The organism is Bacillus sp. LNXM12-1 (assembly GCF_003004375.1).
In the GTDB taxonomy this organism is placed as follows: Bacteria; Bacillota; Bacilli; order Bacillales; family Bacillaceae; genus Bacillus.
Genome location: NZ_PVWX01000003.1, coordinates 302981 through 317173, shown reverse-complemented (window position 1 = coordinate 317173; position 14193 = coordinate 302981). Strand labels below are relative to the sequence as shown.

General features: G+C 41.8%; 14 protein-coding genes and 1 pseudogene. 10 read left to right on the top strand and 5 right to left on the bottom strand.

The features are described from left to right. Window positions 1–47 precede the first annotated feature (47 nt). The 3 genes and pseudogenes from C6Y07_RS19350 to C6Y07_RS13960 all read right to left on the bottom strand — a co-directional run bounded on the left by C6Y07_RS19350 (window position 48) and on the right by C6Y07_RS13960 (window position 2967). Entirely contained in the window at window positions 48–563 is a 516-nt protein-coding gene (locus C6Y07_RS19350; RefSeq protein ID WP_407707228.1) for a methyl-accepting chemotaxis protein, read from the bottom strand. A 240-nt stretch (window positions 564–803) separates the two neighbouring features. Then, window positions 804–1343: pseudogene (locus C6Y07_RS19345) on the bottom strand (protoglobin family protein); the annotation flags it as partial. A 91-nt stretch (window positions 1344–1434) separates the two neighbouring features. Then, window positions 1435–2967: an FAD-dependent oxidoreductase gene (locus C6Y07_RS13960; RefSeq protein ID WP_106061819.1), complete on the bottom strand. Its 1533-nt coding sequence runs from the start codon at window positions 2965–2967 to the stop codon at window positions 1435–1437. A gap of 145 nt (window positions 2968–3112) precedes the next feature. Between C6Y07_RS13960 and C6Y07_RS13955 the strand changes: the two genes are divergently transcribed. Further along, a complete protein-coding gene (locus tag C6Y07_RS13955) occupies window positions 3113–3973 on the top strand; it encodes an SDR family oxidoreductase (protein WP_106061818.1) in 861 nt (286 codons plus the stop codon). Window positions 3974–4029: 56 nt separating this feature from the next. On the opposite strand, the gene C6Y07_RS13950 is transcribed toward C6Y07_RS13955, so the two are convergent. Beyond that, window positions 4030–4266 (bottom strand): IDEAL domain-containing protein, encoded by a 237-nt coding sequence (locus C6Y07_RS13950; protein ID WP_060595937.1) that lies wholly within the window; start codon window positions 4264–4266, stop codon window positions 4030–4032. A 289-nt stretch (window positions 4267–4555) separates the two neighbouring features. On the opposite strand from C6Y07_RS13950, the gene C6Y07_RS13945 reads away from it, so the two are divergent. The 3 genes from C6Y07_RS13945 (at window position 4556) to C6Y07_RS13935 (ending at window position 7246) form a co-directional block, all read left to right on the top strand. Continuing rightward, window positions 4556–5134: a competence protein ComK gene (locus C6Y07_RS13945; protein WP_034663525.1), complete on the top strand. Its 579-nt coding sequence runs from the start codon at window positions 4556–4558 to the stop codon at window positions 5132–5134. 168 nt (window positions 5135–5302) lie between these two features. Continuing rightward, window positions 5303–6409, top strand: coding sequence for a D-TA family PLP-dependent enzyme (locus tag C6Y07_RS13940; protein WP_066031076.1), 1107 nt, complete (start codon window positions 5303–5305; stop codon window positions 6407–6409). A gap of 354 nt (window positions 6410–6763) precedes the next feature. After that, window positions 6764–7246 carry a hypothetical protein gene (locus tag C6Y07_RS13935; RefSeq protein ID WP_066031075.1) on the top strand — a complete coding sequence of 161 codons (483 nt, stop codon included), beginning with the start codon at window positions 6764–6766 and terminating at the stop codon, window positions 7244–7246. Between the two features lie 32 nt (window positions 7247–7278). Here C6Y07_RS13935 and pdxR read toward each other — a convergent pair whose 3' ends face one another. Beyond that, complete coding sequence (gene pdxR / locus C6Y07_RS13930; protein ID WP_106061817.1) at window positions 7279–8718, bottom strand: MocR-like pyridoxine biosynthesis transcription factor PdxR; 1440 nt, start codon at window positions 8716–8718, stop codon at window positions 7279–7281. Between the two features lie 145 nt (window positions 8719–8863). On the opposite strand from pdxR, the gene C6Y07_RS13925 reads away from it, so the two are divergent. From C6Y07_RS13925 to C6Y07_RS13900, 6 genes are all read left to right on the top strand, one after another. Further along, window positions 8864–10033: an MFS transporter gene (locus tag C6Y07_RS13925; protein WP_106156909.1), complete on the top strand. Its 1170-nt coding sequence runs from the start codon at window positions 8864–8866 to the stop codon at window positions 10031–10033. A gap of 64 nt (window positions 10034–10097) precedes the next feature. Continuing rightward, entirely contained in the window at window positions 10098–10373 is a 276-nt protein-coding gene (locus C6Y07_RS13920; protein ID WP_060595943.1) for a barstar family protein, read from the top strand. A gap of 165 nt (window positions 10374–10538) precedes the next feature. Further along, the gene (locus tag C6Y07_RS13915) at window positions 10539–11489 is read left to right on the top strand and encodes an ABC transporter permease (RefSeq protein ID WP_066031073.1); all 951 of its coding nucleotides are present in this window, start codon (window positions 10539–10541) and stop codon (window positions 11487–11489) included. After that, the gene (locus C6Y07_RS13910; protein ID WP_044140714.1) at window positions 11482–12432 is read left to right on the top strand and encodes an iron chelate uptake ABC transporter family permease subunit; all 951 of its coding nucleotides are present in this window, start codon (window positions 11482–11484) and stop codon (window positions 12430–12432) included. The genes C6Y07_RS13915 and C6Y07_RS13910 overlap by 8 nt, the downstream gene beginning before the upstream one ends. Continuing rightward, window positions 12423–13181: an iron ABC transporter ATP-binding protein gene (locus C6Y07_RS13905; protein WP_060595945.1), complete on the top strand. Its 759-nt coding sequence runs from the start codon at window positions 12423–12425 to the stop codon at window positions 13179–13181. The genes C6Y07_RS13910 and C6Y07_RS13905 overlap by 10 nt, the downstream gene beginning before the upstream one ends. Window positions 13182–13203: 22 nt before the next feature. Further along, on the top strand, window positions 13204–14148 hold the full coding sequence (locus tag C6Y07_RS13900) for a siderophore ABC transporter substrate-binding protein (RefSeq protein ID WP_034663500.1): 945 nt from the start codon (window positions 13204–13206) through the stop codon (window positions 14146–14148). Window positions 14149–14193: the final 45 nt, after the last annotated feature.

The window sequence follows — 14193 nt, the reverse complement described above, 5'->3', positions numbered from 1 at the left end:
TTCTATCTTTTCTTCTATTATACTAAAGCAGAAAAAAAAAGACTGGATCAGCGATTTGTGAGACTTGTTAAGGATTCGACTGAGCTGGCAACTTGGGACACCGTTTGTTTGACTTCCTTCAATTCGTTAAGGAAGGTTTGAAGGTCGATTTCAATTTTTCCATTTTGGTTTTTACTTAAGTTCATGCTGCTGACGATATCATCGAAGAGCGAATTGATTTGAGTCATTTTTTCTTTACTGTCTGTCACGAGTAAATTCACGTCCCCAATGTGCTGAGACACAATGGAGATTTGTGAATTGGTATTGTTGACGAGTTCAGACACGGTTGAAACCGTTTTCTTTGTGTCCTCTGACAATTTACGAACCTCGTTTGCGACGACAGCAAAGCCTTTACCATGTTCACCAGCTCGTGCAGATTCGATTGAGGCATTTAAAGATAACAAATTCGTCTGCTCTGCAATGCCTGTGACAATCCCAAAGATTTGTTCAATCTGTTTGGCGATTTCTTCTAAACGCTTAATTTCTGTTTCAATCTTTGTCATGCTGCCATCAATTTGGTTCATTTGTGTTTGTTGAATTTCTAATTCTTTTTTACCGCCGATCGATTTTTCCTCGACCTGTGCTGAAATTTGCGTTCCAGCTTGCGACATGTCCGCCATCTCATCAGATTTTGATACAAGCTTGTCCACTGCATTTGTTGTGTTTGAGAAGAGAGAAGCAAGCGAATTTGATGTTTCTGTGATTTTTGTATGAAGCTCCTGCTGCTGCTGTTCTGCTTCATCACGAATTTTAGAATATTCATTTTGGAATGTATCCAGGACAAGCTGCTGCTCTAAATTTAAGATTTTCGTCGTCGCTTTGACTGCTGTCTGATATTCTTTGAAATCTTGGATATGCTGAGCAAATAAATCCATAATCGATAGCAGAAGATCCTGGAATGCTGCCATATACCATTTAGGCTGGAGGCCAATCCGTAAATGAACTTGCGCAATTTTAATTCGTTTTGCCACATAGGCTTCATCAACCACACCTGCAAACATTTCACTAATATGAATGCGGAGTGTTTTTTTCAAACGTTCGACAGAACTATTATCTTGAATGATATGCATCAAGGAAGATTCGACTTCTAAATTTTTATAAAATTTATCAACGATATGTGCAATATCCTCCTGAACAATTGGATTGAGCTGTTTTAGAATAAAGAGGTCATGCTGCGTCAGGTCTATCATTTTGATTTGTTTCGCGATATCCGTATTGTTTAAAAAGTTGATTCGTTTTATCCCATCATCCTGCTGTGTGAAAAAAGCAGTGTTTTTTCTTTTCGTCTCTTTTTTAAATAACAATGTTTTGGTCCCCCCATAATCATCACAAATTATCAGACTTTATATTATTTATCGGATAATATTGGATTTTTTAAAGGGAATCAGTAAAATTTTACTGTTCTTTATAAGACCTTTTTAGTGGTTTCTTTGCTGGGCCTTCTACTACCTCTCCAGTAATGGAAAAACGTGAGCCGTGACACGGGCAATCCCAAGTGCGGTCGCTATTATTCCAAGCGACTTCACAGCCTAGGTGAGTACACGTTGTATCCACAAGAAAGATATTCCCGTCCTCTGATTTAAAGGCGCCGCATTTTTTATGTTCGTAAGATACAATACCGCCTTCACCTGGTTTTAAATCATCAATTGTTTGATCGGTTCGTTTTAATTTACCACTGATCAGCTTGGCAGCGACATTGCTGTTTTCTTTAATAAAATCTTTGACGAAAGAGTCAGAAACAGGTCTTGATGGCGTAAAAATCGATTCGTATGGATTCGATTTTCCCTCAATCAAATCACCGATAAGAGTGGCTGCGACATGGCTTGTCGTCATGCCCCATTTTCTAAAACCGGTTGCAACGAAGATATTTTGGTGGTGTTTGGTCAGGCGGCCAATGTAAGGGATTTGATCCATTGTGACCATATCGTGTGTCGACCAGCGATATAGCACCTCTTCAATTCCAAGGGTGGCGTCTCCAAACCTTTCTAATCCTTCATAGTGAGCAGATTCAACCCCGCCTTGTCCAGTTTTATGGCCTTCTCCTCCGATGAGAACCACTTCCTCACCATGCCATTCTGCGGTTCTTAAAGAATGAGCAGGCTGGTCGATTCCTAAATACATCCCGTCTGGAAGCGGCTTCGTTGTTTTGGCTGCTACCACATAAGATTGTTCTGGGTGAATTCGTGTGAAATAAAGTCCTTTCCCGTCATAAAAAGGGAAGTGCGAACAGGAAATGATATAGCGTCCTGTCAGGTGATGTCCGTCTTGTGTGACGACAGCAGGCCGGTTTCCTTCTTTCACGTCAACAGCAGTTGTCTGTTCATAAATACGTACACCTCGCTCTAGGAGCTGGTCGATTAGTGCATTTAGATAATGAAGGGGATGAAACTGTGCCTGCTGCGTCATTGCTAGGGCAGCTTTGATGTCAGCATCAAAAGGAAGCGCTGTTTTCCATTCTCGGTCAATCCCAAGCTGTTTGTAGGCATCTAATTCCTTCTTTAACTTTTTTACACCGCTTTCTTCCTTTGTATAAAGGTAAGCATCTTTTATCTCTAGCTGACAATCGATGTCGTACTCTTTGACACGAGCTTGAATCAGCTCTTTTGCTTTCTCGTTTGCTTCTACATACAATCGAGCTTTGGGCATGCCAATTTGCTGAATCAGCTCATGGTAGTACACATCGTGCTGTGAGGTAATCTTAGCTGTCGTATGTCCGGTCGTACCTTGCAGCAGTTGATCGGCATCAATGATGATGACATCCAGCCCGCGCTCTGTCATTTCAAACGCAGTAGCGATACCGGTAATGCCGCCGCCAACAATGATGACATCTGCTGTGAGATCCTCATGTACAGCAGGAAAAGAATGCTTCCGACTTTCTGCTATCCATAACGATTTTGCCTGTTCCGATCCTTTATGTTCTTGCTCCATATTGTCGCCTCCAGTTAGTGACTTGTTGTGTATAATTTTTCCACAATGATGAAAATCATACATTCGTAAGGAAACTAGTTTGACATACATAAAAAAATAGCCAACACATAAAAATAAACAAGATAAAAGGAAGGAGTGGACAGACGTGTCAACAAAGCAGCCGAAGAAAACATTGCCGCCTCAGCATCAAAATGAACGTCCAGGTCTGGAATATAAAATGAACCCTAGACCTGTTTTTGATCGAGAGGTGCCGGATAAAAAGTTAGCAGGGAAAACAGCCATTGTGACAGGTGGAGACAGCGGGATCGGAAGAGCAGTCTCGGTCTTGTTTGCGAAGGAAGGAGCCAATGTCGCCATTGTTTACTTGAGTGAACACCGCGATGCAGAGGAAACGAAGGACTATATTGAAAAGGCGGGAGGCCGCGCCATTTTAATTGCAGGTGATTTAGGAGATGAGGCGTTTTCAAACGAGGTCGTCAAAAAAACGAAAGATGTTTTCGGTTCCATCGATATTTTGGTGAACAACGCCGGGGAACAGCATCCGCAAAAAAGCATTGAACAGATTACCTCGCATCAGCTTCTTCGAACATTTCAAACGAATATTTTTGCCATGTTTTATTTAACAAAAGCGGTTCTTCCTCATTTAAAGAAAGGAAGCAGTATCATTAATACCACATCTGTTACAGCCTATAAAGGGCATGAAACCTTGATCGACTATTCATCTACAAAAGGGGCAGTCGTGACATTTACGAGATCATTATCTTTATCGCTCATTAAACAGGGGATCAGAGTGAATGGGGTAGCCCCAGGGCCTATTTGGACACCGCTCATTCCATCGACCTTTACGGAAAAGGAAGTCTCAGAATTTGGCGGAGATGTTCCAATGGAACGTCCTGGTGAGCCAGTAGAGCTTGCGCCGAGCTATTTGTTTTTAGCGAGCGAAGACTCCTCTTATATGAATGGACAAATCCTGCATGTAAATGGCGGAACCATTTTAAATGGATAAACAAAAAACTTGCGGTAAAGAGACGAGTTGCTGTCTCTTTGCCGCAAGTAAAATCATCATGATTGATGTAAGCAGTGTTCTGCATATTGAGCTGACAGGTCGTTGAATCGCTTTACATCACGCTGATCCAGCGCCTTATCAATCTCTTCTCTAAGGAAGGTTAAGCGCTGTTTATAAAGCGCCTCATCTAAAACCATTTGAATATAGATGTCTAAAATAGTGACGCCGTTTTCTTCGGTTTTTTGGGTGTTGCGGGACTTCATGAGCTCAGCATACGTTTTTTTCTCTTTCATAAAGAATCCCCCCGATGCCTTTTTTATAGTATATGGATTGCCGGAGAAAAAATCAACAAGAATTTATAATTTTTAGACAATTTATTTTTGAGCGAAATCGACATCTCTTGTCCGATCGACAGGATGTGATATATCATTAAAAAAGGCTTTTCGATAGATCGAATGGACTAAAAAATACGATAAAAAGATGATTTTTAATAAATTTTGAAAAAATCCTGTCGTTTCTTATATGTTGGTGATAGATTAATAGTATCTAAAATAACCAAAAATTAACACAGGAGGAAATGAAGTGTCAGGAATTAGTGAAACACCTTTAGATTCATACGTCATTAATCAAACAACAATGGCGGTCCTTCCGGTTGAAGAAGGAAAAAGAGTATATTCAAAAGTCATAGAAAGAGAGACAAGCTTTTACGTTGAATTAAAGCCCCTGCAAATTATTGAACGCAGTTGCAGATTCTTCGGCTCAAGCTATGCGGGCAGAAAAGCGGGAACATATGAAGTAACAGGAATATCTCACAAGCCTCCAATTGTGATTGACTCATCCAATCATTTGTATTTCTTCCCAACCTATTCATCCAACCGTCCTCAGTGCGGCTGGATCTCCCACAAATACATTCATACCTTCCAGGAATCATCCCTCGGAGACACGGTGGTCATCTTTACAAATGAGCAAACCGTCGAACTCGATGTCTCATATAAATCATTTGAGAGTCAGGTGCACAGAACAGCGTATCTCCGAACGAAATTTCAAGATCGCCTTGATGGAGGTCTTCCTAAAAAACAAGAATTTATGCTGTATCCAAAGGAACAACAGCTCAACCTTGTATACGATTTTATATTAAGGGAGCTTCGGAACAGATATTAACTAAAACCAGCGGCAGGACAGCCGCTGGACTCCTTATGAAGCGAGGGTTTAGCATATCGTCTTTCTTTCTCGAAGAAAAAAACATTGATAATTATATAAAAAATTATATAATTCAACTATAACGTATAAAAATTTATATAACGAGCAGCAGTGAAAGGGGATATGATAATGACTTATGATGAACTAGATACACCGGCGCTATTAATTGATAAACGGGTAATGATGGAGAATCTAGCTGCTATGCAGCAGTATGCGGACCGTCAGCAAGTCAAACTGCGTCCTCATACGAAAACACATAAAACACCTAGTCTTGCGAAGGTGCAGGAGGAGATGGGCGCATCTGGCTTAACTGTAGCGAAAGTAGGAGAAGCGGAAGTAATGGCGGCGCATGGGCTGACAGATATCTTTATCGCCAATCAAATTGTAGGCGAGACAAAGCTCAAGCGAATTCGAAAGCTGGCAGAGTCGATACAAATTTCATTTGGAATAGATTGTGTAGAGCATGTGCATCAAATTGAACATGTCTTTCGTGGAGCAGAGAAAAAAGCGGAGGTTCTAATTGAGATAGAAGTTGGAGAAGAAAGATCTGGTGTCATTGAAGAGAGTGATTTCCGTCAAATCTTGCAGGCGATTCAAACATGTGACTTCGTTCATTTAAAGGGGATTTTTTCTCATGATGGACATACATATAAGGCGGAAAGTAAAGCGCATTGTCACACATTATACGAAGACGCTGTGAATCGCACGCTTCAGTTTGCACAGATTGCGAAAGAAACAGGCATGCTGCTAGAGGTAGTGAGCATAGGATCAACACCGCCGTTCTTATTTCAATTTGATATTCCAAAGGGAGTCACCGAAATCAGACCAGGCACTTACATCTTCATGGATGCCTCTCAATCCAATGTGATCGGCACTTTTTCACATTGTGCGGCAGCTGTGCTGACGACGGTGATCAGTAAGCCAACAAAGGCCCGTGTCATTACAGATGTTGGAGCCAAAGGGCTCACGGCTCAAACCCGTACAAAAGGGCTGACGAAAACAAAAGGACTAGGCAAAGTAAAAGACTATGATGATGTATTTGTTTCAAGTGTATTTGATGAGCATGCCATCATCTATCACGAAGGCTTCCGTCAGACTGTCCAGATCGGTGAGAAGGTGCAAATCATTCCAAATCATATTTGTCCCGCTGTCAATCTCCATGAAAAAGCATATCTCATTCAAGATGGTGAAGTAGTCGAAGAGCTTGAGATTGCTTGTAAAGGTAAACTTCAATAAATCAACAGGATGTATAATTTAAGACTTGGAAAATACAAGGCGACTTCGTTTGGCATCATCATGATGACACGAACGAAGTATTTCTTTTCATTAGAAAACATCCACCATGAACTTATTGAAACCAAATCCATATATCCAGTCGTCTATTAAGTGTATCGGTAGACTGTCAATCAAATGACAGGAAAATGTGGATCCTTAGACGTATTTTCATCCATTTACTCATAAATCGCAGAAGTGACACGAGCCGTCTGTTACAATAAAAGAAATCATTTCTTGCAAAGTGTTCGTATGTGGTAAAGGATACTCCTATTTTGACCGATATGAACGAATGGGAATAAGAAATGGAGGCTCTGTATGAAAAAACAATCGCATTTGATGCTGCTATTCACCTTGACAGTGATATTACTAGCAGCCTGTCAGCAAGCAGGTCAATCGCCTTCAAAACAAGACACAAAAGAAGCTGCGTATGAACAATGGGTTCAGCGTTATATGGATGAGTTAAATGAAGCTTATGAAAACATGACCGACCAATTTATTTCAGATGGACATGGAAAGATCCAAGTAAATAAAAAATTGAAAAAAGCGACGAAAGCCTTTGATCGTGTGATTCAAAAGGGGCTTGCTCATCAAGAAGTTCCAGCCGCTTATCAAAAGGCGGATCAACAATTAAAGACAGGTCTTCATTCATTTGAAAAAGGAATCGGTCAGGTGGAGCAGCTATTAAAGCACCCAGGTCAAGAAAAGCTGTTTATTTCCGCTACCCATCATCTGCAAGATGGATTGCAGCAGACAGCTGCATTTATTGAAGAAGTAGGCCGCATTCAGCAATCAACGTAAAAAAGCTTGGAAGGCGGACTTCCAGGCTTTTTTTACATATAAAGTATTTGCTTTAAGCGGCGGACACCCTCTTGAATCATGTTTTCGTCCGTACAGGCGAAGCCTAGCAGTAATCCCTTTCGATTGCTCTCAAAACAATAAGGACTTAATGGATAAATGCCAACGCCCGCTGCTTTGGCTGCTTCAATACTGCCTTTTTCGTCAAAGTCTGGCGCTCCTTCTAAAAAGACATGAAGACCCGTATCGGTTCCATAGATATGAAAGTGCTTGTCAAAGTGTTGTGTCAAAAGGGCATCCATCATAGCAGCCTGTCTTTTTTTATACAGCTGTCTCATTCGCCTGACATATCGCGTGAATTCTCCTTCTCTGAAAAAAGAAGCGAGTGTGATCTGTTCCATAATGGGCAGCTGTCTTTGAATGAGTGATTGCAGGGAAGCGATTTCTTTTATGACCGCTTTGGAGCCGATAATGGCAGCAAGGCGGATGCCGGGTGTCAGCACCTTGGAGAAGCTTAAGATGTAAATCACATGGTCGGGTGCTTCTGAAAATAATGAAGGAAGCGGTCCGCCATGATAACGATAATCTCCATCAAAATCATCCTCTAGTATATAAGACTGATGGCTGACAGCAAATTTCAGCAGCTGCTGCCTTCTGTTGACACTCATACATACACCGGTTGGACGCTGATGGGAGGGCGTCACCGCAATCAGCTTTGTTTGCCGTGGCACTGTATTCACCATGATTCCTTCTTCATCGACGGGTGCGGGATAAATGTTCATTTCACGATGCATAAATGAAAGCCTTGCCCCAGGAAAGCCTGGATCTTCAACAGCTACTGTATCGCCTTTTTTAAGCAATACCTGTGAAATCAAATCAATGGCTTGCTGCGTGCCACCTGTTAACACCATTTGATCTTCTTTTACATCGATTCCGCGTTCTACAGATAAGTATTGGCGTATTTCTGAACGTACTTCCCATAATCCGTGCGGGGAGGAATAGCCCCAATCTTTCATATCTAATCGCTGTAATGCTTTCGTGAGCGACCGTTTCCATATATTTTGAAAATGTTCATCGATGGCTGGCTCCTGATGTCGAAAATCAATATCGAGTTTCTCATGAAATTGATTGGCCGACAGCCAGTGGTCCATTTGTTTCTCCGCCTCTTGAAAGTGTGGTCTTACCGGAAGAGGGAAAGGGGGCTCACTTTGATGGGGAGTGGAGGCTGCATAGTGGTCACTCGAAATGACCTTTGTACCGCCTCTTCTAGATGTGCTGACATATCCTCTTGCCAGCAGTTCATCATAGGCAAGCTGTATAGTTGATCTTGATACATTGAGCTCCTGTGCTAATACCCGTGTTGGTGTTAACTGATCGTCAGGATTCAGTTTTTGTGAATGAATTTGTTGAATGATCCCAGTCACGATTTGCTGCCAGAGCGGGGTTGTACTTGAGCGGTCTAAATAAATATACATCGGACACCTTCTCTCATTGTCACATATAACTTGATGATGACACGGAATTATGGAGTGGTCAATAGCATCATTTTTGGATATAGGAAGTAAGCCAAAAGGTGTGTACACTGTTCTCATATGCTTATGACATAGAGGAGAGAGTCAAATGATTCCTGCATCTAAAGAAGAAACAGCACACCTATCCATCATTCCATTTATATTCGTTTTATTTGGTCTTTTTATGATTACGACCGCAGTGAATCTGCAAGTGCCCCTTTATACGTTGTATGCGGAACAAGCAGGGTACGGAAAGGCGGCTACAGCACTTGTATTTGCTGCATATGTCTTCGGACTGATTCCAGTCTTGCTTTTTCTTGGCGGCATATCTGATCGGGCTGGACGCAAACCGGTTTTATTGGTCGCGCTAAGCTTTTCGTTATGTGCTACCCTATTGATGATCGTGCACCCTACCATACAAATGCTCTTTGCAGCCCGGCTGCTGCAAGGGGTGGGGCTTGGTCTGAGTGTTGGCACATGCACCGCTTATTTGATTGCTTTATATCCAGAAAAATCAAGCTGGATTCCAACTTTTATTGCGTTATGCAGTTCGGTTGGCTTTGGGGGCGGTGCTCTTTTTACGGCACTGCTTTCTTTTCAGCGTATGTCGCTTGTGCCTCTTAGCTATTGGATTGTGCTGGGCCTTTTAATCCTAACCATCGTGGGTGTCTTCTTTTTCGTTCCGCCTGTACAAGGAGATTCAGGTAAACCGATGATGAACATGCCAACATTTCCAAAAGGAACAATGCCGGCGAATGCAGCGATTGCCATCGCGTGGTCGGTGTGCGGCCTCGTCATTTCGGTTTTGCCAGCACAGCTTAAATTGAATGGATATGAATTATGGGTAGGGCCGGCACTCTTTTTGATTAATATGGCAGGTGTCCTGATGCAGCCTTTTGTTCGCAAGATGAATAGCACAGTAGCGCTCTTTGCCGGGTTTATCTGTCTTCCATGCGGATACGGCCTTTTGCTATTTGGAGCAAATAGCGGGTCCATCTTTCTTGTGCTTGCCGGAACGATGCTTGCGGGTACTGCCTGCTATGGATTTACTTATTTAGGTGGTCTTCAGCTTATTGTCGAACGGGGGAAAAAGGAGGCAGCTAGAGCCGTTGCAGGGTTTTACTTGTTTGCCTATTTAGGCCTGGGTATTCCGAGTGTTTTTATCGGTCTTTTTGCTGATCTGTACGGGACCCAGATGGTGTTAACCGTCTTTTTCTTGGTCGTTTTGGCTGCTTGTCTCATCCTTTTGATCTCAAGTGTCAGACAGAAACAAAAGTGAGGAGTCCCGCTTTCTCTTTTTCCTTCTGTTCGTTTAAAATAAAGGCATGAGAGGGGAAGATGACATGAAAAAAGTGCAGCTGGACGGCGCATCGTGCAGGTCGCAAGAAGAGCTTCATGACCAACTAAAAACAGTTTTACACCTTCCTGACTATTACGGGAAAAATCTTGATGCCCTATGGGACTGTTTGACAGGAGAAGTAAATCTTCCAATAGAGCTGACATGGGTAAATTTTGAAACGAGCAAAGACGCTCTTGGCGAGTATGCAGAAAGCGTAAGGCAGTTATTTCAAGAAGCAGAAGAGGAATTGAAAGGACAATTTCAAGTGAGCATTCAATAATGGTGAAAAAGCAGCCGCTGCCGCAGGCTGTTTTTTCATGAGTTTCCGTCTTTCTCAATCTGCTATTGAATATTTTACTAGATATGATAATATATGAACTGTCGCTTAATTGATAATGATAATCATTTTTAGCGGAAAGAGCTTGATAGAAAGAGAGAAACCAGTATGAAGTTGTATCAATTAAGTTTATTATTTGTATGTTTGGCATGTGTATCACTGTTTGTCGGTGTACAGGATCTGTCCATTTTACAGATGTTTCATTTAACAGATGAACAATTACATACGTTAGTTTCAAGTCGCATCCCGCGTCTCATGAGTATTGTGCTTGCTGGCATGAGCCTTAGTTTATGCGGCTTTATTATGCAAAGCATGACGAGGAATAAATTTGTTTCACCAACCACTGCAGGAACGATGGATTGGGCGAAGCTTGGTATTTTAGCAGCAATGCTTGTTTTTACACATGCGAGCCCGCTCATGAAAATGGGAATCGCGTTTCTATTTACTTTAGCTGGGAATCTTCTTTTCTTAAAAATCCTGCGGCATATTAAGGTGAACGATACGATCTATGTACCGTTAGTCGGCTTAATGTTTGGCGGGATTGTCAGTTCAATATCTACGTTTATAGCCTATAAATATGATCTGATCCAAAACGTATCTGCATGGCTTCAAGGGGATTTTTCTCTTATTGTTCAGGGGCGTTATGAACTGCTCTATGTGAGTGTTCCACTATTGATCATCGCGTATTTATATGCTGACCGCTTTACAGTGGCGGGTATGGGTGAGAGCTTTGCCATCAACTTAGGTTTAACGTATAAACGTGTGATGGCGGTTGGTTTGGTGATCGTTTCGATGATTACATCTGTCACCATATTAACTGTCGGAATGTTGCCATTCCTAGGCTTAATCATTCCGAATATTGTATCGATCTACCGCGGCGATCACTTGAAAAAGAGCCTTCCGCATACAGCCTTACTAGGAGCCATTTTTGTTCTGATTTGTGATGTGCTCGGAAGGGTGATCATTTATCCATATGAAATTTCAGTTGGGCTCATGGTAGGCATCGTCGGAAGTGCGATCTTCCTGTACATGTTATTAAGGAGGAAACGCTATGCATAAGAAACGTACATTATGCCTGATTGCAGCCATTGCAGCCGTGCTGATCGTGATTTTCATTACCTTTCAAATGGGGTACTGGCCGTACACAGTGCCAAGTCGTTTAAAGAAAGTGCTGGCGATGACATTGACGGGAGGCGCGATTGCCTTTTCATCTGTTGTCTTCCAAACCTTGACCAACAATCGAATCTTAACGCCGAGCATACTAGGTTTAGACGCACTGTACTTGTTTTTGCAAACAGCGATTATTTATCTGTTTGGCTCGACCAATTTTATGATCGTCAATAAAAACCTGAATTTTTTCCTTTGCGTTGGGCTGATGATTCTATTTTCTGTGCTGTTATATACGGTGATGTTCAAACGGAAAAATAAACACATTTTCTTGCTTCTGCTTGTTGGTATTGTCTTTGGGACATTGTTCAAAAGCCTTTCTTCTTTTATGGAAATGCTGATTGATCCAAATGAATACCAGGTCGTACAAGATAAATCCTTTGCAAGCTTTAATCACATGAACACAGATATCTTACTCATTGCTTCTGTTTTATTTGCGGCGCTGTGCCTTTACATTTGGACATTCCGCTCCAAATTAGATGTCATGTCACTTGGGAAGGAGCATGCGGTGAATCTGGGAATTGACTATGACAGCATCACAAAAAAGATGCTGATCGTGATAGCCGTTCTTGTGTCCATCGCAACAGCACTTGTCGGACCGATTACGTTCCTTGGCTTACTCGTCGTGAACGTCGCACGAGAGCTCTTTCGGACGTACCGGCATACATACTTGCTGCTAGGCTCTTTTTTCATCAGTGTGATTGCCCTTGTAGGCGGGGAGTTTCTTGTAGAAAAGGTATTTACTTTTCAAACGCCGCTGAGTGTCCTGATTGATTTAGTAGGCGGATTGTATTTTATTTACTTACTTTTAAAGGAGAGTCGTTCATGGTCGTAATGAAGGGAGTCAGTAAGACATATAACGGAAAAACAGTGCTTCACAAAACAACTGTCAGTGTGAAAAAAGGACAGCTGACCTCTCTCATTGGTCCAAATGGTGCGGGTAAGAGCACGCTTTTGTCCATCATGAGCCGCTTGATTCAGCCAGACACAGGTGCAGCTTATTTACAGGACAAACCATATAGCGCGTATCCTCCGCAGGAGCTAGCGAAAAAGATGAGCATTTTAAAGCAGGCCAATCACATGAGTGTGCGCCTGACCGTACGGGAGCTTGTCAGCTTTGGCCGTTTTCCTTACTCACAGGGCCAGCTGACAAAAGAAGATGAGAAGATGATCGATGTGTCTCTTCAATACATGAGGCTTGCCGATATCCAGCATCAATATGTAGATGAACTGAGCGGCGGACAAAGGCAAAGAGCCTTTATTGCGATGGTGCTGGCTCAGGATACGGATTATATTTTCTTAGATGAGCCTTTAAACAACTTGGATATGAATCATTCTGTTGAGATGATGAAGCTATTTAAGCAGCTCGTCAAAGATCTTGGGAAAACAATTGTTGTGGTTCTCCATGATATTAACTTTGCATCTGTGTATTCCGATCATATCGTCGCTTTAAAAGATGGACAGGTGATCAAAGAAGGCGGAGTAGAAGAAGTGATTCAAACAGATGCACTTGAACAAATTTATGACATGCGCATACCGATTGAAGTCATTCACGGTGAGCGTATTTGCTTATATTTTTCTTAAAAAAATGAAGAGGTGATCAAGTATGAAAAAATGGATATGGATGATGACTGTATTAACAGCGATTGTTGTACTCGCTGCCTGCGGGAACCAAGGAAAAACAGAAGGAACAAAAGAGGAAACCGTCACGGTAAAAGACATGCTGAATAAAGATGGTGTGAAGATCAAGAAAAACCCGAAAAAAGTCGTCGTGTTTGATATGGGAAGTCTTGATACGCTGGACAAACTAGGTGTGGATGTGACAGCTTTACCAAAACAAGTCGTGCCTAAATATTTATCCAAATATGAAGGTGACAAATATGAGAATGTCGGCGGTTTAAAAGAGCCGAACTTCGAAAAAATTGCAGAGATTAAGCCCGATTTGATTATTATTCAGTCTCGTCAATCAGATGCATTCGATGAATTTTCTGAAATTGCTCCTACGATTTTGATGGATGTAGACACTGCCAACTATATGGAATCATTTAAAAAGAATGCCACGACGTTAGGGGAAATTTTTGATAAGGAAGACGAAGTCAAAAAAGAACTAGCAGCCATTGATCAAAAAGTAGATGCATTAAAGAAACAGGCAAAAGAGTTGAAACAGAATGGTTTAATGATCATGGCCAACGACAGTAAAATGACAGCCTTTGGTGCTAAGTCAAGATACGGACTCATCCATGATGTGTTTGGTATCACGCCGGCAGATCAAAAGCTTGAGCCATCTGACAAACACGGACAAAGCATTTCATATGAGTACATGGTCAAAACGAATCCGGATTACTTATTTGTCATTGATCGAGGCGCAGCGATCGGAGAAGAAACTTCTGCGAAACAGCTTGTTGAAAATGATTATGTGAAATCAGTCAAAGCGGTCAAAAACAACCATGTGGTGTATTTGAACTCTGACATGTGGTATTTATCTGGCGGCGGCCTTGAATCATTGACTGCCATGATTGATGAAGTAAAACAAGGAATTGACCAAAAATAATGGAAGAAAAGCTGCTCATACTGAGCGGCTTTTTTTATTGTGGAT

Coding starts and splice junctions, on each gene's coding strand:
- C6Y07_RS13900 (WP_034663500.1), top strand. CDS start 13,204: ATGAAAAAATGGATATGGATGATGACTGTATTAACAGCGATTGTTGTA.
- C6Y07_RS13905 (WP_060595945.1), top strand. CDS start 12,423: ATGGTCGTAATGAAGGGAGTCAGTAAGACATATAACGGAAAAACAGTG.
- C6Y07_RS13950 (WP_060595937.1), bottom strand. CDS start 4,266: ATGAAAGAGAAAAAAACGTATGCTGAGCTCATGAAGTCCCGCAACACC.
- C6Y07_RS13915 (WP_066031073.1), top strand. CDS start 10,539: ATGAAGTTGTATCAATTAAGTTTATTATTTGTATGTTTGGCATGTGTA.
- C6Y07_RS13940 (WP_066031076.1), top strand. CDS start 5,303: ATGACTTATGATGAACTAGATACACCGGCGCTATTAATTGATAAACGG.
- C6Y07_RS13960 (WP_106061819.1), bottom strand. CDS start 2,967: ATGGAGCAAGAACATAAAGGATCGGAACAGGCAAAATCGTTATGGATA.
- C6Y07_RS13920 (WP_060595943.1), top strand. CDS start 10,098: ATGAAAAAAGTGCAGCTGGACGGCGCATCGTGCAGGTCGCAAGAAGAG.
- C6Y07_RS13910 (WP_044140714.1), top strand. CDS start 11,482: ATGCATAAGAAACGTACATTATGCCTGATTGCAGCCATTGCAGCCGTG.
- pdxR (WP_106061817.1), bottom strand. CDS start 8,718: ATGTATATTTATTTAGACCGCTCAAGTACAACCCCGCTCTGGCAGCAA.
- C6Y07_RS13925 (WP_106156909.1), top strand. CDS start 8,864: ATGATTCCTGCATCTAAAGAAGAAACAGCACACCTATCCATCATTCCA.
- C6Y07_RS13935 (WP_066031075.1), top strand. CDS start 6,764: ATGAAAAAACAATCGCATTTGATGCTGCTATTCACCTTGACAGTGATA.
- C6Y07_RS19350 (WP_407707228.1), bottom strand. CDS start 563: ATGAACCAAATTGATGGCAGCATGACAAAGATTGAAACAGAAATTAAG.